17 protein-coding genes are annotated in these 17,924 nt (G+C 65.4%); 9 read left to right on the top strand and 8 right to left on the bottom strand.

The genetic code is table 11. From position 1 onward, the window contains the following. Window positions 1–106: 106 nt before the first annotated feature. From FRF71_RS00005 to FRF71_RS00020, 6 genes are all read left to right on the top strand, one after another. Complete coding sequence (locus tag FRF71_RS00005; RefSeq protein WP_238339304.1) at window positions 107–1,390, top strand: proton-conducting transporter transmembrane domain-containing protein; 1,284 nt, start codon at window positions 107–109, stop codon at window positions 1,388–1,390. A gap of 58 nt (window positions 1,391–1,448) precedes the next feature. After that, on the top strand, window positions 1,449–1,652 hold the full coding sequence (locus FRF71_RS15560; protein ID WP_238339306.1) for a DUF2309 domain-containing protein: 204 nt from the start codon (window positions 1,449–1,451) through the stop codon (window positions 1,650–1,652). Then, window positions 1,643–1,984, top strand: a complete 342-nt coding sequence (locus FRF71_RS15665; protein WP_272949948.1) for a putative inorganic carbon transporter subunit DabA — start codon at window positions 1,643–1,645, stop codon at window positions 1,982–1,984. The genes FRF71_RS15560 and FRF71_RS15665 overlap by 10 nt, the downstream gene beginning before the upstream one ends. Further along, window positions 1,932–3,857, top strand: coding sequence for a YbcC family protein (locus tag FRF71_RS00010; protein ID WP_272949949.1), 1,926 nt, complete (start codon window positions 1,932–1,934; stop codon window positions 3,855–3,857). The genes FRF71_RS15665 and FRF71_RS00010 overlap by 53 nt, the downstream gene beginning before the upstream one ends. Before the next feature lie 87 nt (window positions 3,858–3,944). Beyond that, window positions 3,945–4,619, top strand: a complete 675-nt coding sequence (locus tag FRF71_RS00015) for a PilZ domain-containing protein (protein WP_147088617.1) — start codon at window positions 3,945–3,947, stop codon at window positions 4,617–4,619. A gap of 237 nt (window positions 4,620–4,856) precedes the next feature. Further along, entirely contained in the window at window positions 4,857–5,777 is a 921-nt protein-coding gene (locus FRF71_RS00020; RefSeq protein ID WP_147088618.1) for a sensor domain-containing diguanylate cyclase, read from the top strand. Here the strand turns inward: FRF71_RS00020 and FRF71_RS00025 are convergent. After that, a complete protein-coding gene (locus FRF71_RS00025) occupies window positions 5,774–7,369 on the bottom strand; it encodes an MBL fold metallo-hydrolase (protein WP_192900018.1) in 1,596 nt (531 codons plus the stop codon). The genes FRF71_RS00020 and FRF71_RS00025 overlap by 4 nt on opposite strands. A gap of 6 nt (window positions 7,370–7,375) precedes the next feature. Next, window positions 7,376–8,008: a glutathione S-transferase family protein gene (locus tag FRF71_RS15490; RefSeq protein WP_192900019.1), complete on the bottom strand. Its 633-nt coding sequence runs from the start codon at window positions 8,006–8,008 to the stop codon at window positions 7,376–7,378. Window positions 8,009–8,202: 194 nt separating this feature from the next. Here FRF71_RS15490 and FRF71_RS00030 point away from each other — a divergent pair, with 194 nt between their 5' ends. Both FRF71_RS00030 and FRF71_RS00035 read left to right on the top strand, forming a co-directional pair. Further along, on the top strand, window positions 8,203–8,868 hold the full coding sequence (locus FRF71_RS00030) for an energy transducer TonB (RefSeq protein ID WP_161597854.1): 666 nt from the start codon (window positions 8,203–8,205) through the stop codon (window positions 8,866–8,868). Window positions 8,869–9,003: 135 nt separating this feature from the next. Then, window positions 9,004–9,567: a methyltransferase domain-containing protein gene (locus FRF71_RS00035; protein ID WP_147088620.1), complete on the top strand. Its 564-nt coding sequence runs from the start codon at window positions 9,004–9,006 to the stop codon at window positions 9,565–9,567. On the opposite strand, the gene FRF71_RS00040 is transcribed toward FRF71_RS00035, so the two are convergent. Then, the gene (locus tag FRF71_RS00040; RefSeq protein WP_147088621.1) at window positions 9,554–10,342 is read right to left on the bottom strand and encodes an enoyl-CoA hydratase/isomerase family protein; all 789 of its coding nucleotides are present in this window, start codon (window positions 10,340–10,342) and stop codon (window positions 9,554–9,556) included. The two genes, FRF71_RS00035 and FRF71_RS00040, sit on opposite strands and share 14 nt — an antisense overlap. 5 nt (window positions 10,343–10,347) lie before the next feature. Continuing rightward, window positions 10,348–11,595, bottom strand: coding sequence for an acetyl-CoA C-acetyltransferase (locus FRF71_RS00045; RefSeq protein ID WP_147088622.1), 1,248 nt, complete (start codon window positions 11,593–11,595; stop codon window positions 10,348–10,350). Between the two features lie 99 nt (window positions 11,596–11,694). Here FRF71_RS00045 and FRF71_RS00050 point away from each other — a divergent pair, with 99 nt between their 5' ends. After that, a complete protein-coding gene (locus FRF71_RS00050; protein ID WP_147088623.1) occupies window positions 11,695–13,185 on the top strand; it encodes an acetyl-CoA acetyltransferase in 1,491 nt (496 codons plus the stop codon). On the opposite strand, the gene FRF71_RS00055 is transcribed toward FRF71_RS00050, so the two are convergent. The 4 genes from FRF71_RS00055 to FRF71_RS00070 form a co-directional block, all read right to left on the bottom strand. After that, window positions 13,182–14,159 carry an NAD(P)H-dependent flavin oxidoreductase gene (locus FRF71_RS00055; protein ID WP_147088624.1) on the bottom strand — a complete coding sequence of 326 codons (978 nt, stop codon included), beginning with the start codon at window positions 14,157–14,159 and terminating at the stop codon, window positions 13,182–13,184. The two genes, FRF71_RS00050 and FRF71_RS00055, sit on opposite strands and share 4 nt — an antisense overlap. Window positions 14,160–14,300: 141 nt before the next feature. Next, window positions 14,301–15,458, bottom strand: coding sequence for an acyl-CoA dehydrogenase family protein (locus FRF71_RS00060; protein WP_147088625.1), 1,158 nt, complete (start codon window positions 15,456–15,458; stop codon window positions 14,301–14,303). Between the two features lie 86 nt (window positions 15,459–15,544). Continuing rightward, window positions 15,545–16,756 (bottom strand): acyl-CoA dehydrogenase family protein, encoded by a 1,212-nt coding sequence (locus FRF71_RS00065; protein ID WP_147088626.1) that lies wholly within the window; start codon window positions 16,754–16,756, stop codon window positions 15,545–15,547. Then, the gene (locus tag FRF71_RS00070; protein ID WP_147088627.1) at window positions 16,753–17,847 is read right to left on the bottom strand and encodes an acyl-CoA dehydrogenase family protein; all 1,095 of its coding nucleotides are present in this window, start codon (window positions 17,845–17,847) and stop codon (window positions 16,753–16,755) included. Before FRF71_RS00070 ends, FRF71_RS00065 begins: the two co-directional genes overlap by 4 nt. Between the last annotated feature and the right edge of the window lie 77 nt (window positions 17,848–17,924).

Raw genomic sequence — 17,924 nt, forward strand, 5'->3', positions numbered from 1 at the left:
ATCGCCAGCGTGGTGCAACTGGTTTCCACCGGATCGGCGACATCGGCGTTTCATCGGCGCGGGCGGGATCGGCCTTTCGATCCGGCTCGATGCGGTAAGCGCCACGATGCTGGCCATGATCGCGACCATTGGCTGGGCGGTGCTGCGCTATTCGGCGAACTATCTTGACGGCGAAGCGCGCCAGGGCGCGTTCATCGGCTGGATGGCGGCGACGCTGGCCAATGTCCTGCTGTTCGTCCTGGCCGGCAACCTGGTGCAGCTGGTGGTGGCCTGGATCGCCACCAGCTTGTGTCTGCATCGCTTGCTGCTGTTCTATCCCGAACGGCTGCAGGCGATCCGCGGAGCGCGCAAGAAGTTCATCGTCGCCCGGATCAGCGACGCAGCCTTGGCGGGGGCCGCGGTCCTGCTGTGGCAAGCCTATGGCACGATCGATCTGGCGACGATCCAGGCCGATGCGCGCGGCGGCCTGGCGCCGGTTGGCGCACAGGTCGCGGCCGGCTTGCTTGCCATCGCCGCGGTACTCAAATCGGTGCAGTTCCCGACCCACGGCTGGCTGACCGAAGTGGTGGACACGCCCACGCCGGTTTCGGCCCTGCTGCATGCCGGCGTGGTCAACGGCGGCGGTTTCCTGCTGGTGCGGTTTGCGGACATCATGCTGCTTACGCCCGGCGTGCTGGCGGTGCTGGTCATGATTGGCGGCTTCACTGCGCTGCTGGGCGGATTGGCGATGCTGGGCCAACCGGCGGTCAAGAACTCGCTCGCCTGGTCGACCATCGCGCAGATGGGTTTCATGATCATGCAGTGCGGCCTTGCGCTGTTCCCGCTCGCGCTGCTGCACATCGTCGCGCACTCCTTCTACAAGGCCCATGCGTTCCTCTCATCGGGGACGGCGGTGGATGTTGTCGCGGCAATCCGCCGGCCGGGCCCAGTCGCCGTACCAAGCGGACGGAACGTTGCGGCGGCCTTTGCTCTGGCGCTGGCGATCTACGCCGCGATCGGGCGCTGTTCGGCCTGGGTGACAAGCCGCCGCAAGCGATCGGCCTGGGCGCGATCCTGGTCTTCGGGTGGCCTACCTCCTGGCGCAAGGCCTTGCCGACAAGGCGCCGCGCCAGCTGACCCGGCAGACTGCGCTCTATTCGACCCTCGCCTCGCTGGGCTACTTCGGCCTGCAGCGCGGATCCGAATGGCTGACCGCCGGGAACGCTTCCGGCGACCCCCGGCCCCCGGCCCGCTCGAATGGACGCTGCTGGCGCTTGCGGTTGCCAGCTTCGGCCTGACCGCGGTTGCCCAGGCGCTGTTTCCCGCTCTGGGCGACGCACCCGGCCGCTTCGGGCCTGCGCGTCCACCTTTCCAACGGGCTTTACGCCAATGCCGGTGTTCGACCGGCTGATCGGCAACTGGTCAACGCGGCTGCCCGCGCTGACCGATCGAAACAAGGACTCCATCCAATGACAGCGCAGTTTTCCGCCGCCGCATTCGAGCCCATCGCCGTGACCACTGCAATTCGGGAAGCCATCGACCATGCCGTCCGGCAGGTGCCGCCGGCCTGGCCGCTGGCCTCTTCGGTCGCGGTCAATCCGTTCCTTGGCCAGACGGCGAGACGCTTGCCGACGCCGCTGCGCGGCTCCGCAAGGTTGGCGGCGTGCCGGTGACCATGCCGCGCGACTGGTACCGCGAACGGATCGCCAATGGGTCCATCACCGAGGCCGATCTTGCCGCCGCGCTGGCTGCATCACGCCACCCGGCCAAGCCCGCCAACCTTGCTGAATTGCAGGCGGCGATTGCGCTTGATCGGCCCGCACCGGCGGCATTGGCCAACGTTGCCGAGCTTGCAGCCAAGGCCAGCGGCACCGACTGGCCGGGCATTGTGGCCGACCGCATGGGATCATGGCTGGCTGGCTATTTTCGACGAAGGTCAGGCGTTGTGGCCGGTGATCCGCGGCCACTCCGCATGGGCTGCCTGGCGGTCCAATGCGACCCATGACCTGACCCCCGAGATCATGGGGCTGCATGGCTTTGCCCGGATCGTGGCCGAGGCGCCGCAGGATCCGCTGGCCTTGATAGGCCGCGCGGTGAACACGCTGGACCTCGATGAAGCGGCGCTGGCCAGCTACTTTCACCAGCTGCTCCTTACGCTTGGCGGCTGGGCGCAATATGCGCGGTACAAGCTCTGGCAGGCGGAACTGCGGGGCGACACCGATATGACCCTGGCCGATCTGCTGGCCATCCGCTTGCTGTGGGAAGAATCGCTCTATCTCCAGCACCAGACTGCGATCACCCATCAATGGGCCGCCGTCCGCGCCGACCATGGAAGCGAAGCTCTGGCCGATGCCGACGATCTGGTTGACGAGATCCTCCAGGAAGCAACCGAGCGGGCATCGCAGCGCGAACTGGCCGAAAGCCTGGCGATGACCGGATCGCAACAACGCCAGGACCAACCGGCATTGCAGGCCGCATTTTGCATCGACGTGCGTTCGGAAGTGTACCGGCGTGCACTCGAAAGTGTCGATTCGGCCATCCAGACCATCGGCTTCGCAGGGTTCTTCGGAGTGGCGACCGAACATCGCGGCTTTGCTTCCGATACTGCCGAGCACCGCTTGCCGGTTCTGCTCAATCCCGCGCTTCAGTCTGTGTCTGGCGACGAGCGGCACGCAGCGCAGGACCAGACCACCCGCTTCGCCCTGCGCGCGAAGCGGGCCTGGGGCCGCTTCAAGCTTGCCGCCGTATCCTCGTTCGCGTTCGTGGAAGCGACCGGGCCGCTCTATGCCGTCAAGCTGCTGCGAGATGCGCTGGGGTTGCACGGAACAAAGGCTCCGAACGAGCCAATGCCGCGCCTTGTCCCGGACCTCACGCCTGACGCACGGATCAGCGCGGCCGAGACGATCCTCAAGGCGATGTCGCTAACCGCCCGCTTCGCACCGATCGTGCTGATCGCGGGACACGGTGCCAATGTAACCAACAACCCGCATGCGAGCGGTCTCAACTGCGGCGCCTGCGGGGGTTACTCAGGCGAAGTGAATGCCCGGCTTCTGGCCGGCTTGCTTAACGATCGCGCCGTGCGCGCCGGACTGGCCGAGCGCGGGATCCACATCCCGCAGGGCACGGCCTTTATCGCTGCCTTGCATGATACCACTACCGACCGCGTGACGCTTTACGACGGTGACCTTAGCGAGGCAGCACCGGCCGGCCTTAACCAGGTGCGCACCTGGCTGGACAACGCCAGCGCCCTGGCCCGCGCCGAGCGCGCGGCGCGCCTGCCGCATGCCGATGGCCAGGCTGATATCGCTCGCCGCGCCCGGGACTGGGCCGAAGTGCGCCCCGAATGGGGCCTGGCCGGTTGCAAGGCTTTCATCGCCGCGCCGCGCGCCCGCACCCACGGCTGCGCGCTGGATGGCAGAGCCTTCCTTCACGATTATGACTGGCGCAAGGATGCAACAAATGGCTTCGCCGTCCTCGAACTGATCCTGACCGCGCCAGTCGTCGTCGCCAGCTGGATCAGCCTGCAATACTACGGCTCGACTGTTGCGCCGGCGGCCTTTGGGGCAGGAAACAAGCTGCTGCACAACGTTGTTGGCGGGATCGGCGTCCTTGAAGGAAATGGCGGCAACATGCGCGCCGGCCTGGCATGGCAATCGGTTCACGATGGCGAGAAGCTGATGCACGAGCCATTGCGGCTATCGGTCTGCCTTGAAGCCCCCGTCGAAGCGGTCACGGCGGTCCTCGAAAAGCATCCGCAGGTGCGGGCGCTGTTCGACAACCGCTGGCTGCACCTGTTTGTCATCGCCGACAACGGACAGCTGGCAAAGCGTTATGCTGGCAATCTGAGCTGGCAGGACGAGCCGCATGGATCGGATTAGGGCGAGCAGCGACGGATCATCGCATCTTTCGGCTCCGTTCGCCGCGCGGGTAAGGACTTCTTAACTCCTGCCCGGTCACCCCGGGGCATGGCTATTGCAGGACGGATCGACCCTAACCCCGCCCCCGAGACCGCCCCTGGCGAGCGCGCCCAGCGCCGTAACCTGCGGCTGGAAGTGACGGGAGAACTCAACGGCTCCCAGGCCAATGTAACGGTGCACAATATCTCCGAAAGCGGCCTGCTGATGGAAACCGCACAGCCGCTGGCGGTAGGCGAATGGTTCAACCTGACCCTGCCCGAGGCGGGGACCGTTGAAGCCGAAGTGATCTGGGTCAGCGGTCAACTCCACGGTTGCCGCTTTAGCGCGCCGGTCAACCGCGCCACGCTGAGCGCCAGTCAGCTGCGCGGGGTCGTAGCGCCAGCTGCGCCCGAGCCAGAGAGGCCGGTTGCCCCCGCCCCGGCCGGCCCGACCCTGGGCCGGCGCCTGGCCGCAGCGCGCCACGCCCGCGGCATGACTCTGGGCCAGGTGGCAAGCACTTTGGGCGTGAGTCGCCCGACCGTCTGGGCCTGGGAGCAGGACCGCGCGCGCCCTGCCCCGCATCGTCTGGGCCTGCTGGCCGCCTGCCTGGGCGTGGAGGAAACCGCGCTGACCGGTACCGAGCCTAACAACCAGGTTACTCAATTGGTCGAAGAGGCGCGCGTGAAGATCGCGGCGGCAGCCGGAACCCTGCCAACCCGGGTGCGGATCCTGATCGAACTTTGACGGTTCCCGCGCGGGCCGAAGGTAGCAGGCATACCCAATCACGGTCACCCGCGAGAGACCGCTTATCAACAGCCTCAAACATGGTAAACAATATCTAACACACTGATTCGCTTATATATTTGTTAGCTTACAAGGCTAACAAGGTCAAGGCGGCAGGGTGCGAGAATTGGCTAACGGCGCAAGTCTGGCGAGGGGGCACCTTGGCCAACGGCGGCGCTCGAAACGGGGGCGACGAAAATGGGGGTACACTTCGTGCCGCGCGGCGATGGCGTGCTGTTGCGGCTATGGGCCGGGGTCAGCAGCGAGATCGCGCTGGCCTGCGATCGGCAAGGACAAATCACCGAACTGTGCGGGGCTTTGCCGGGCGATCCAATTGGGCGACCGTTGTGGGATCTGGCGGTGCCGCGCCAGCGCGAGCGATTGCGCCAGGCCTATGCCGCTGCACTTGCCCAAGACCGCCGCTCTGACTGGATCGAACTGGCCCTGCGCGGATCCAATGGTGCGCGCGAGTGGCATGAGCTGCGGATCGATCCGGTCACGTTCGGCCCGGACCACAGCCTAGGCGCTATCTGCGTACTGCGTTCGATCACCGAACGGCGGCGGCTGGAGCGCGAGGCCTTTGCCGCAGCGATGACCGACCCGCTGACCGGCTTTACCAACCGCACCGCATTTATGGCGATGCTGGCGCATCTGGCTGAGCAGGATGTGCCGGGTGCCCTGGCGCTGGTGGATCTTGACCGCTTCCGAGTCTTCAACCTGCGCTACGGCCATGCGGCGGGCGATCGGCTTCTGGTTAGCTTTGCCGGACTGCTGCGGCAGGTGACGCGGCCCGATCACATCCTTTCGCGCACCGATGGCGAGACCTTTGCTGTGATAATGCCGGGGGCAGATCTGTCTGAAGCGCGCACGACCGCGGGCGCAATTACCAGCGCCCTCGCGAATGTCGCCAGCGGCGCGCAGCGGGGCGAGCTGCCCTTCACCGCTTCGATCGGCTTGGCCCTGCTCGGCCCCGACAACGACGCCAGCCTGCGCTGTGCCGAGCTCGCCGTGACCGATGCCAAGGCGCGCGGCCGGGCGCGGATCGGCTTGTGCCCTTCCCGCTTGCGCTTGCCCTGGACCTGGCGGCAGACCCTGCGCGAACAGGCGACGGCGGCTTAGTGGTGCTTGCCCTTTTTGTGCTCGCGATAGGCGCCATAGCTATCCAGCACCGCCCGCATCTGAGCGATCGCCTTCTGCCGCGCCTCGGCATCGCGGATCGCCGCGAGCCGCCGCTTGAGGCTGGTGGCAAGGTCGGCATAGTCGTTCTGCCAGTCGCGGCCCAGAGCGGGGCGGAGGTCGGTGCGGCCAGTCTTCGTCCGCCGTGCCGGTTGGCCGGGCGGTAGTTCCCAGGTTTCGCCGATCTCTGGCACGATCAGTGATGGCGCCAGCGCCTGGCTTTCAGCCAGCCGCCGCAGCTCTTCAATTGCACCTTTCTCACCGTGATCGAGCAGCAGGCTGCCCGCAATCGGCCCGCGTTCGGCAATCCAGGCCAGCAATTCGGTCTGGTCGGCATGGGCGGAATAGCTGACAATCTCGCGCACCTGGGCCCGAACCTGCACGTCGCGGCCCGATATCCGCACCCGCTTGGCCCCTTCCAGGATTACCCGGCCGAGCGATCCTTCAGCCTGGAAGCCGACAAACAGGATCGTCGAATCGCGGCGCGGCAGGTTGTAGAACAGGTGGTGGCGGATCCGGCCCGCCTCGCACATGCCCGATGCGGCCATGATGATCGCGCCTGACATGGTGTTGAGCTTCATGGATTCCGCCACGTCATTAACATAGCGGATTGATGGGTGGCCGAAGACATCGCGCCCGCCGGTATCCTCCAGCTGGTCGACATATTTGCGGAAGGCGGTGGTTGCCTTGTTAGCCAGCGGACTATCGACGAAGACCATCGCATTGCCGATCCGCCCGGCGCTGGATAGCGTGGCGATATCGAGCAACAGCTCCTGGGTCCGCTCAAGCGCGAAGGACGGGATCACCAGGTTGCCGCCGCGCGCCCGGGCGGCAAGGATCTCCGCCTCCAGCAGTTGCCGCCGCTCGGCAATGCTGACCTTGGTGCGCGTGCGATCGCCATAGGTGCTTTCGCAGATCACGTGATCGAACCCGGCGGGCGCAGCGGGGTCTGGATGGAAGGCCTTGTTGTCTGGACCGATATCGCCCGAATAGAGCAGCCGGGTGCCCTCTGCCTCAACCTCGATCGAGGCCGACCCCAGGATATGGCCCGCGTTCCACAGCCGGCAGCGAAACCCGGGGGCGGGTTCGATCCATTCCCCCAGCTTCACCACCCGCGCCAACCGGGCGGCGGCAATGGCATCGGCTTCGGTATAGATCGGCTTGAACGGATCATCGCCCGCCCGGTCGCGGCGGCGATTGCGGCGTTCGGCTTCGTATTCCTGGATGCGGCCCGCATCGGCGAGCATGAACTGAAGCAGTTCGGCCGTTTCTTCGGTGCACCAGATCGGCCCTTTATAGCCAGCGGCGCTGAGCCGCGGCAGCTGGCCGCTGTGGTCGATATGGGCGTGGCTCAACACCACTGCATCCAGGCCGTGGACATCGAACGGCAGGGGTTCGTGGTTGAGCGCCTCGAGCGAGCGCGATCCCTGGAACAGCCCGCAATCGAGGAGGATGCGGGATTTGCCGCTTCGCAGCTCGTGGCACGAACCCGTGACCGTCTGGGCGGCGCCGTGAACGGTGAGCGAGAGAGTCATCTGGCGCTACAGGCTCCAGCTAGGCCGCGCGGCGAGCCGGGCGCGCCAGGCGGCGACGTTGGGCCGCCCCTCACCCGGATCGATCCGCAGCACCCGCGAAAAGTCGACCGCGACGCCGCAGGTGATGTCGGCAATCGAGAACCCGCTGGCGGCCAGATAATCGCGATCTGCCAGGTGGGCATCGAGCTTGTCCAGGAAGTGCAGCAGCCGCGCCTTGCCGCGTTCGGCCAGTTCGGGGATCTGGGCATAATTGACCGGACCAGGCAGCGCGCGGTCCTTCATCGCCGGGGCGGTGTTGCGCATGGCTTCGGCAATGGCCATCAGGCACTCACCCTCGGCCTTGGAGTTCCAGCTGGCGATCTCGGCCTTGTCGACTGGCGTGGTGCCAAGCAGCGGCGGGTCGGGCTTGAAAGCCTCAGCCCAGGCGGCGATCCCGGCGTTGTCGGTCAGCACGGTCCCATCTTCCAGCACCAGCGCCGGAACGGTCAGCCCCGGATTGACCGCACGGTAGGCTTGGGACTGGTGCTCACCCGCGGCCAGGTCGACGATCTTCGTCTCATGCGCGATGCCCTTTTCGGCGAGCAGGATCCGGGCCCGGCGCGGACTGGGGGCGCGGGGATAGTCATAGAGAATCGGCATCGGTCCCTCCTTTTCGGAAACACTAGCAGGGCCAAGATCAATTGCGATTGGCAACTGGTTGACGTTACGGAAACCTGCATTTCTGGCATTGTTATGTGATGTTATCATGTTACACAAAAGGCAGTCGCCCGGTGCGACTCGGCCCGCTCCAGATGGCAGGGCGCCCCGGGCGCCAAGAGGATGGAGAGGTGCTTATGACCTATGTCGATACCATCAATTCCAACCGCCGCCTGGGCACGCTGGCGATGGTCGGGGCAATTCATGTTGCCGCCGGTTATGCCCTGGTGACGGGGTTGGCCGCGACGATCATTCCCAAGATCGAACCGGAGATCAAAACGATCTTCCTGCCCGAGCCAGCGACGCCCAAACCGACTCCGACCGTCACCCCGCACGGCAGGCCGGACACGACCACGCTGGTAACGCCCCCGCCGCCCGACACGCGCAATCCCTTCGACCAGCCCGGGCCGATCGAACTTCCCCCGATCGGCACCGGCGACCGCGGCTTGGGAATCGATGAGGTCACCTTCCCCGGCCCCACCCCCTCGCCCGGCCCCACCTTCGCGACCAAGCCGGCGCGGCCCAAGGGCAATCCGGGCCTGTGGGTCACCACCAATGACTATCCGCAGAGCGCGATCCGGAGCGAGGCCGAAGGGGTCGTGAAGTTCCGACTGAGCGTCGGCACCAACGGCAAGGTCATCGGCTGCGAAGTGACCGGCTCCAGCGGTACCGAGGCGCTCGATCAGGCGGCCTGCGACAAGCTGATGCTGCGCGGCAAATTCGAACCTGCCAGCGACAGCACTGGCGCACTGGTGGCGGGCAGCTACACGGGCGCGGTACGCTGGCAGTTGCCTAGGGATTAGAAGTTTGTGCCGGGGGAGCCGGCCTCCCCCGGCTCGGCTTGTGCCACAATTGTATCGAGACAGCTTGACGCGTTGGGCCAGTCGACAGATGTTTGTCCCATTGCGCTGGAGCAAGCTTCCGGAATCCTACCCCCAATGCTGATTTCTAAGGAATACAGGGCGATGAACGCCGACCTCCACGCCGGGGGAAGTTATGGCCACAGTGGCCAGAAATGGGCCGAAGCGGTGACTGATTTGGTTGCGCGCTATAGGGCGACTTCGGTGTTGGACTATGGCTGTGGCCAAGGCACGCTAGCCAAGGCGGTCGATTTCCCGATTTGCGAATTCGATCCCGCCATCGTCGGCAAGGACCGCCCGCCGCTACCAGTTGATTTGGTAGTATGCACGGACGTGCTTGAGCATATTGAACCGGACTGTCTCGATGATGTCCTCGACCATCTTTACAGTCTGTCGCGACTGGCTTGCTTCGTGGTTGTTTCAACCCGCCCCGCTCGCAAGATATTGGCAGATGGTCGGAACGCGCACCTAATCATCGAGGATGACCATTTCTGGCGAAGGCGGATCGAAGAGCTGTTCGCGATTCGCGAATGGACTTCGCTCAACCAAGAGTTTGCGGCGCTGCTTGAGCCCTTGCGTGGACTGCCAGCAATAAAGGGCCGAACCCGCAGGGCCTGGCGCCGCCGCCTTAGCGCCCCTTGAACTGGGCGGGACGCTTCTCAAGGAAGGACTGGACACCTTCCTTGAAGTCATCGCTGGCAAACAGCGGCAGCAGTTGCAGGTAAACGTGCTGGACGTGGGTTTCGAATCCTTCTTCCAGCCCCATCCGCATCATCCGCTTGGACGCCAGCACGGCGAGCGGCGCATTGCCTGCGATTTCCTCGGCCATGGCGCGGGCCTTTGCGCCCAATTCCTCTGCCGGGACGACATGGTTGGCGAGGCCTTCGGCCAGGCAATCGGCCGCGCTCAGGGTCCGGCCGGTGAAGATGATCTCCGCCGCCTTGGCCCAGCCGAGCATGCGCGGCAGGAACCAGGTGCCGCCGCTTTCCGGCACGATCCCGCGCTTGACGAAGGCGGCAGCAAGCTTGGCATTGTCGGCCATGATGCGGATGTCGCAGCCGAGCGCCAGGTCCATTCCATAGCCCGCGGCCGAGCCGTTGAGCGCACAGATCACCGGCTTATCCATCGCGAAGAGGACTGTCGGCGGGGTATTGCGCAGGTCGATTGTGGCCGGGAACTTGCGGTTGGGCGAACCGATCCCCTCGCCCGAGGACGCCTCATTGAGGTCAAGCCCGGCGCAAAACGCCCGGCCCGTCCCGGTCAGGATAACCACCCTGACTGCGGGATCTTCGTTCACGGCCACCAGCGTCTTCGTCAGCTCATCCAACATAGCCGAGGAGATGGTGTTCATCCGCTCGGGCCGGTTGAGCGTGATGGTGGCGATGTGATCGGAGATCTCGCAGATCAGGGCGCTCATGTGGATCAGATCCGTTCGATAATGATCGCCGGGGCCATGCCGCCAGCGGCGCACATGGTGACCAGGCCATACCGGCCGCCCGAACGCTCCAGCTCATCCAGGGCGGTGCCGATCAGGATTGAGCCGGTAGCGCCGATCGGATGACCCAGCGCCATCGCGCCGCCGTTGATGTTGACCTTGGTCCGATCAAGATCGAGGTCGCGGATGAACTTTTCGGCGACGACCGAGAAGGCCTCGTTGATTTCCCAGACGTCGATGTCCTCAACCTTGAGACCGGCCTTTTCCAGCACCTTCTTGGCTGCCGGAACCGGGGCATTAAGCATCAGCGTGGGGCAATCGCCCTGGTTCGCATAGGCGACGATCCGGCCGCGCGGCTTCAGGCCATGCTTTTCGGCATATTTGGGCGAGGCGATCAGGATCGCAGCCGCGCCGTCGACCACGCCCGAGCTATTGCCGGCATGGTGGAAGTGCTCGATCTTGAGGTCCGGATAGCGGCGATTGATCTGCTTGCGGAAGGTCGTGCCGCCAATGTCGAAATCGGCCAGCTGCGCGAAGCTGGGCTTCAGCGCGGCAAGGCCTTCGGCGGTGGTTTCGGGGCGCGGGAATTCTTCGTGATCCAGCGCGACTGTGCCGTCCTCGTTATAGACGGTGATCAGCGAGTGATCGAACCGGCCTTCACGGATTGCGCGGGCGGCGCGTTCCTGGCTGACGAGCGCCAGCGCATCGAGCGCCTCGCGGCTGATCCCTTCCATCGAGGCAATCGCATCGCCGCACACGCCCTGGTGGCTCTGCGGGTGCAGCACGTCGAGCGCTTCGTTGCCCGAACCCATCAGGCGCGGCGGAATGCCGGCATTGGCCTGTTCGGCGGCGAAAGAAGCGGTGTAGCTCATCATCTCGGTCCCGCCGGCAATGACGCAGTCTTCCATGCCCGACATGATCGTCGCTGCGGCAAGGTTTACCGAAGTGATGCCGCCGCCGCAGAACCGGTCCAGCGTGGTGCCACTGGCCGAGATGTCATAGCCTGCCGCTAGCGCGGCCATGCGGCCCAGGTCACCGCCCTGCTTGCCGTTCTGGCTGGAGGTCGACCAGATGATGTCATCGACCGTGCTGGTGTCGATCCCGTTGCGGTCCTTGATCGCCTTGAGCACAGTGGCGGCAAGGTGCTGCGGGTGAAGGTGCGAGAGCGCACCCTTGCCCGGCTTGCCAACCCCGCGCGGGGTACGAACAGCGTCAATGATATAGGCTTCGGCCATGGTGGCTCCTCCTTGATATGAAATGCAGTTGCGGGGCAGGTTCAAACCTGCTTTGACACTGGTTTAACCGATCAATTAAATTGCGCAAGGGATAGAACGATGAACCCCGACCTGCTGCCCGTCATCGTTGGCGTCGGACAGATCAACGACCGGCCGGAAAACCCGCTGGATGGCCGCGATCCGGTGACGCTGATGGCCGATGCCCTGCGCGCGGCCGAGGCGGATGCGGGCGCCACCCTGCTGACCGATGCGGACTGGATCGGCGTTGTCGCACAGATCGCCTTTCCGGAGATAACCGATGCCAGCGGCCCGGTCGCCGAAGCACTGGGGGCCAGCCATGCCGAACTGGTCCAGTCAAAGGGCCCCAATGGCGACAGTCCGATCCTGCTGCTGAACGAGGCCGCCAACAAGATCGGCGCAGGCGAGATCAAGATCGCCCTGGTGACCGGGGCCGAGGCCCTGCGCACCGCTGGCGCGCGCAAGGCTGCGGTCCAGGGCGGCAAGAAGGTCGATGCGCTGCGTGACGCCACGCACCGGGTGAAGGTGGGCTATGCCCAGAGCCATGGGCTAGTCGTCCCGACCGACGTCTACCCGCTTTACGAGAACGCGCTGCGCGCTCACCTGGGCCAGACGCTGGCCGAAGGACAGGCTGAGAGCGGCGAAATCTGGAGCCGCTTTTCGGAGGTCGCCGCCAGCAATCCGGCGGCCTGGATCCGCAAGCCGGTCAGCGCCGCGGAGGTGATCACGCCGGGTGACAACAACCGCCCGATCGCCTTTCCCTATACCAAGTTCCAGGTCGCCAATGCGGCGGTCAATCAGGGCGCCGGGTTCATCGTGATGTCAGCCGGCGAAGCGCGGCGGCGCGGCATTGCCGAGGACAAGTGGATCTATGTCGGCAACGGCGCAGCGGCGCATGAATCGAACTCGTTCCTGGCGCGCGACGGCTATGTCCACAGTGCCGGGATGGAAGTTTCGATCCGCAAGACGATGGAGCTCAACCAGCTATCGGTTGCGGATCTCGACGCGGTCGAGCTCTATTCCTGCTTCCCCTGCGTGCCGAAGATGGCGCGGCGGGTGCTCGGTTGGCCGGTCGACAAGGCCGCGACCGTGTTCGGCGGGCTGACCTTTGGCGGCGGGCCGATCGGCAACTACATGAGCCACGCGGTCGCCTCCATGGTCGAGAAGCTGCGCGGCACCGGCGGTACGGGTCTGCTCTTCGCCAATGGCGGCTATGCCACCCACAACCACACCATCGCGGTCAGCACCGCGCCGATCCCGGCGGCCAGCTTCCCCCGCTCCTTCGATTTCCAGGCCGAAGCCGATGCCGCGCGCGGCCCGGTGCCGGAACTGGATCACGACTATACCGGCGCTGCGACGGTCGAGAGCTATACCGTGTTCTACGACCGTGAAGGGCAGCCGCGCTCTGGCGTGGTGGTGGCGCGCACGGGCGAAGGCAAACGCACCCTCGCCCATGTGCCGACCAATGATGTCGCGACCATCGCCCGCCTGCAGGGCGAAGGGGCAGAGCCCGTGGGGGCCAGCGGCACGATTACTGCCGGCGAACCCTTGCGGACCTGGAGTTTCGCTTAGCTCACCATCCCGGCGAGGCGGCCCTTGATGATCGCCTCGGCATCCTTGACGATTCGATTGACCAGCACTTCGCAGGTCGGGATATCGTGGATCAGGCCCTGGATCATGCCGGCTGACCAGATGCCGTGATTGGTATCGCCGGTCTGCAGTCCTTCCCGGCCGCGCACGCCTTTGACCAGATCGGCCACGGCGCTGAAGTCCTTGCCCTCGCGCTCGGCGGCGACGACCTGCTGGCTGATCTCGTTCTTCGCCACGCGCGCGGTGTTGCGGAAGGTGCGGAAGATCAGGTCGGTCGAGCGTTCATCGCCCGCTACCATCGCGTCCTTGAAGGCCTGGTGGATCGGTGCTTCGACCGTCGCGGTAAAGCGCGTGCCCATATTGATCCCGTCGGCACCCAGCGCGAGTGCGGCGGCGAGGCCGCGCCCATCGCCAAAGCCGCCTGAGGCCAGCATCGGGATCTTCACCTTGTCAGCAGCAGCGGGGATCAGGATCAGGCCGGGAATGTCATCTTCGCCCGGGTGACCGGCGCATTCGAATCCGTCGATCGAAATCACATCAACCCCGGCGCGTTCGGCCGAAAGGGCGTGGCGCACAGCGGTGCACTTGTGCAGGATCTTGATGCCGTGGGGCTTCATCATTTCCCACAGCTCGCGCACGGCGGGCGTACCGGCGGTCTCAACGATCTTCACCCCGCTATCAATGATCGCCTGGGTATAGGCCTTATAGTCTGGCGGGTTGATCGTGGGGAACACGGTCATGTTCACGCCGAACGGCTTGTCGGTCATGCCGCGGCAGCGCTCGATCTCGGCAGCGAGCGCTTCGGCGCTGGGCTGGGTCAGGCCGGTCAGAATGCCCAGGCCCCCGGCATTGGACACGGCGCTGGCCATTTCGGCCACCCCCACCCACTGCATGCCGCCCTGGACAATCGGATGCTCGATCTCGAGCAGTTCGGTGATGCGGGTCTTGATGGCCATCGGTATTCCTCCCTCAGTTCCGTTACATCTCAGTCTGTCAGATTCCGTCACCCCGGGCTTGACCCGGGGTCCCGCTGTTCTTGAAACAAGCGGGACCCCGGCTCAGGGCCGGGGTGACGAAGTTTACAAGTGCGATCACTCTCAATAACTTCTCGGCAGGCCGAGGACATGCTCGGCCAGATAGGACAGGATCAAGTTGGTGCTGATCGGCGCGACGGTATAGAGCCGCGCCTCGCGGAACTTGCGCTCGACATCGTATTCCTCGGCAAAGCCGAAGCCGCCGAAGGTCTGGACGCACATGTCGGCGGCGGCCCAGCTGGCCTCGCTCGCCAGCATCTTGGCCATGTTGGCCTCAGCCCCCGGATTGCCGCCGGCGTCGTAGACCTGGGCGGCATGGTGGACCATTAGTTCCGCCGCGCGCATTTGCGCATAGCAGCGCGCGATCGGGAACTGGACGCCCTGGTTCTGACCGATCGGGCGGCCAAAGACCTTGCGCTCCTTGGCATAGTCGCTGGCCTTGTTGATGAACCACTTGGCATCGCCAATGCACTCGGCCGCGATCAGGATCCGCTCGGCGTTCATGCCCGAGAGGATGTAGCGGAAGCCCTTGCCTTCCTCGCCAATCAGGCTGCTCGCCGGAATGCGCAGGTCATCGAAGAACACCTCGGTGGTCGAGTGGTTCATCATCGTGCGGATCGGCTTGATCATCATCCCGCTGCCGACAGCCTTGCGCATGTCGACCAGGAAGATCGACAGGCCCTCGGTCTTCTTCTCCACCTGCTCACGCGGGGTGGTGCGGGCGAGCAGCAACATCAGATCGGAATGCTCGGCCCGGCTGGTCCAGATCTTCTGGCCGTTGACGACGTACTCATCGCCATCGCGCACCGCGACAGTGCGCAAGGACAGCGTATCGGTGCCGCTGGTCGGCTCCGACACGCCGAAGGCCTGGAGCCGCAGCGAGCCATCGGCGATGCCGGGCAGATAGGCACGCTTCTGGTCCTCGCTGCCGTATTTCAGCAGCGTGTTCATGATGTACATCTGCGCGTGGGCGCTGGCCCCGTTGCAGCCAGCGGCCTGGATTTCTTCCATGATCACTGCGGCGGCATCGAGCTTGAGGCCCGATCCGCCGTAGTCACCCGGGATCAGCGCGGCGAGGAACCCGGCCTGGGTCAGCGCATCGACGAACTCACCCGGATAGTCGCGGGTGCGGTCCTTCTCGCGCCAGTATTCGCCCGGAAACTCGGCGCAGAGGGCCTGCACCGCGCGGCGGATTTCAGCCAGGTCTTCGGATTCGGGCATCAAGATTCCAGGTCAATCGTCAGGGGAGCAGAGCGCCGGATGGCGCCGCCGCGCCGCTCCCCGCAATGACGAAAAGTGCCAGCCGATCAGGCCGGAATCGCGTTGAAGGGCACGCCCTTGTCGGGGCGGTGGTCCTGCGGCAGGCCCAGCACCTTTTCGGCGATGGTGTTGAGCAGGACTTCGTCCGAACCCCCGGCAATGCGCCCCGTGGGCGCATTGAGCCAGCTGGTACCCCAGTCTTCCTTCACATAGGCGTGGGGATCGAAATCGAAGGCCTGGTTGCCCTGCAGGTCGAGCGCCATTTCCGAAAGTTTTTGCCGGCTGCGCACCGCGACCAGTTTCTGCAGGGACCCTTCCGGCCCCGGCTGCATCCCGGCCTGCATCATTGCAAAGGCGCGCTTGGTGATGCTGTCCAGCCCGGCGCGCATCGCATGGTTCCGGGCAATGGCCGAGCGAATGCGGCCATCCTTGATTGCCGGCTTGCCGTTGATCGTCAGTTCCTTGGTTGTATCGACAAACAGATCGAGATGCGGGCCGAACCCGGCGCTGTCGGTGGCTATGTAGCGTTCGATCATCAGCGTGTGCAGCGCAACGCCGAAGCCGCCGCCAACCTCGCCCATGCGCTGGCTGTCTTCCAGACGCACGGCATCGAAGAACACCTCGTTCACGTGGCTGTCGCCGCCGGCCAGCTTGATCGGGCGGACTTCGACGCCCTCGGCCTTCATATCGACCCAGAAATAGGTCAGGCCCTTGTGCTTTTCGACGGTCGGGTCGGTGCGGACCACGATCACGCCGTAGTCGCAGTACTGCGCCCAGGAGGTCCAGACCTTCTGCCCGGTCATCCGCCAGCCGTTGCCATCGGGCTCGGCCTTGGTGCGCAGCGCAGCCAGGTCAGACCCGCCCGAAGGTTCGGAGAACAGCTGGCACCAGATTTCCTCACCGCGCAGCGCCTTGATCACGCGCTCCTTCACCCAGGCGCGGTCCTGGCCATAGTGGATCAGGATCGGAATCGGCATGCCCAGCGAAATGCCGAAATAGACGTTCGGCATGCCGAACTGCATTTCCTCGGCATCGAAAGCGATCTTGTGCATGTTCGACAGGCCCTGCCCGCCGATCTCGGTCTTCCAGTTGATCCCGGCGTAACCGGCATCATACTTTTCGGCCATGTACTGGCGGCCCAGCGCCAGGTCTTCCTCAACCGAGAGGTTAAGCTTGCCCCGCGCCGCGCGGGAATACTTCGGGGCTACGCTTTCCAGCCAGGCGCGGGCCTGGGCGCGGTAGGTTTCGATCTCGCTCATGCGGCTTCTCCCGTCAGCGTTTCGACCAGCAGGTCTTCCCAGAACAGCAGGTTGCCCTGCTCGATTGCCAGGCTGCGGGCCCGGCGCATGTGGAGGTGGAGGCCCTGTTCCCAGGTCACCCCGATCCCGCCGTGGATCTGCACGCAGTCGCGCGCGCAGGTGTCATAGGCTTCGGTTGCGGTCAGTCGGGCATCGGCCGCGGCCAGCAGGAAGCCATCGGTGCCGGCGCTGGCTGCGGCGTGGATGCAGTTGGCGCGGGCGATCTCGACCAGGCCGTACATCTCCGCAATGCGGTGCTTGACCGACTGGAACGCGCCGATCAGCTGGCCAAAGGCCTTGCGGGTGACGGCATAGTCACGCGCGATGTGCAGCAATGCCTCGGCCCCACCGACCTGCTCGTGCGCGGTGACCACGGCCATCCGGGCGAGCACTTCGCGGGCCAGCGCGGTGGCCGCCGCGCCTTCGGCCAGGACGGTCGCCGGGGTGCCGGCAAAGGTGAGGTCGGCATAGAGCCGGCTGTTGTCAAAGCTCGAAACCGCCTTGCGCTCGGCCCCGGCGAGTTCGGCCAGCGCTAGGACCGGGCCGTTGGCACCGCTGGCCCAGACCAGCGCCAGCTCGGCCTTGAGCCCGCCCGGCACGGCCGGCTTGCTGCCGGTCAGCTTGCCGTCGGCAAACCTGGTGGCCGGCGCTGCGGGGAGGATGTCGGTCCCTTCGGCAAAAGCCACCGCACCGCGCGCTTCGCCAGCGGCGATTTGCGGCAGATACTTGGCCGCAGCATCCGCATTGCCTGCGGCGACCAGCGCGTGGGTCACGCCGAAACCCGGCGTCAGGAACGGCGCACCGGCCGTAGCCGCGCCGCTCGCCTGGGCAACCAGGCCCAGTTCGACCAGCCCGAGGCCCAGCCCGCCATGCTCTTCCGGCACGGCCAGCGCGGTCCAGCCTTGCTCGACCGCCGTATCCCAGAACGGGGCGTCATGTTCGCCGACCTGTTCGAGCAGCTTGAGCAGGCGATCCTTGCTCGCCCGGGCATCGAGCACGCGCCGCGATTCGGTCGCGATCGCTTGCTGCCCTTCATCATAAAGGATTGACATATCTGGCTTTCCTGTCCCTTTCGGTGCCATCGCCTGCCGCCGGGGTGAACCCGGGCAGCGGCGATTTAATCGCTTGA

It is taken from the genome of Novosphingobium ginsenosidimutans, from assembly GCF_007954425.1.
Taxonomy (GTDB): Bacteria; Pseudomonadota; Alphaproteobacteria; order Sphingomonadales; family Sphingomonadaceae; genus Novosphingobium; species Novosphingobium ginsenosidimutans.

What these genes read in the sequence shown, in the direction of transcription:
- FRF71_RS00015 (WP_147088617.1), top strand. Translation starts at nt 3,945, where the DNA reads ATGGCTATTGCAGGACGGATCGACCCTAACCCCGCCCCCGAGACCGCC.
- FRF71_RS00020 (WP_147088618.1), top strand. Translation starts at nt 4,857, where the DNA reads ATGGGGGTACACTTCGTGCCGCGCGGCGATGGCGTGCTGTTGCGGCTA.
- FRF71_RS15560 (WP_238339306.1), top strand. Translation starts at nt 1,449, where the DNA reads ATGACAGCGCAGTTTTCCGCCGCCGCATTCGAGCCCATCGCCGTGACC.
- FRF71_RS00035 (WP_147088620.1), top strand. Translation starts at nt 9,004, where the DNA reads ATGCTGATTTCTAAGGAATACAGGGCGATGAACGCCGACCTCCACGCC.
- FRF71_RS00050 (WP_147088623.1), top strand. Translation starts at nt 11,695, where the DNA reads ATGAACCCCGACCTGCTGCCCGTCATCGTTGGCGTCGGACAGATCAAC.
- FRF71_RS15490 (WP_192900019.1), bottom strand. Translation starts at nt 8,008, where the DNA reads ATGCCGATTCTCTATGACTATCCCCGCGCCCCCAGTCCGCGCCGGGCC.
- FRF71_RS00045 (WP_147088622.1), bottom strand. Translation starts at nt 11,595, where the DNA reads ATGGCCGAAGCCTATATCATTGACGCTGTTCGTACCCCGCGCGGGGTT.
- FRF71_RS00030 (WP_161597854.1), top strand. Translation starts at nt 8,203, where the DNA reads ATGACCTATGTCGATACCATCAATTCCAACCGCCGCCTGGGCACGCTG.
- FRF71_RS00005 (WP_238339304.1), top strand. Translation starts at nt 107, where the DNA reads ATGCTGGCCATGATCGCGACCATTGGCTGGGCGGTGCTGCGCTATTCG.
- FRF71_RS00055 (WP_147088624.1), bottom strand. Translation starts at nt 14,159, where the DNA reads ATGGCCATCAAGACCCGCATCACCGAACTGCTCGAGATCGAGCATCCG.
- FRF71_RS00040 (WP_147088621.1), bottom strand. Translation starts at nt 10,342, where the DNA reads ATGAGCGCCCTGATCTGCGAGATCTCCGATCACATCGCCACCATCACG.
- FRF71_RS00025 (WP_192900018.1), bottom strand. Translation starts at nt 7,369, where the DNA reads ATGACTCTCTCGCTCACCGTTCACGGCGCCGCCCAGACGGTCACGGGT.
- FRF71_RS00060 (WP_147088625.1), bottom strand. Translation starts at nt 15,458, where the DNA reads ATGCCCGAATCCGAAGACCTGGCTGAAATCCGCCGCGCGGTGCAGGCC.
- FRF71_RS00070 (WP_147088627.1), bottom strand. Translation starts at nt 17,847, where the DNA reads ATGTCAATCCTTTATGATGAAGGGCAGCAAGCGATCGCGACCGAATCG.
- FRF71_RS00065 (WP_147088626.1), bottom strand. Translation starts at nt 16,756, where the DNA reads ATGAGCGAGATCGAAACCTACCGCGCCCAGGCCCGCGCCTGGCTGGAA.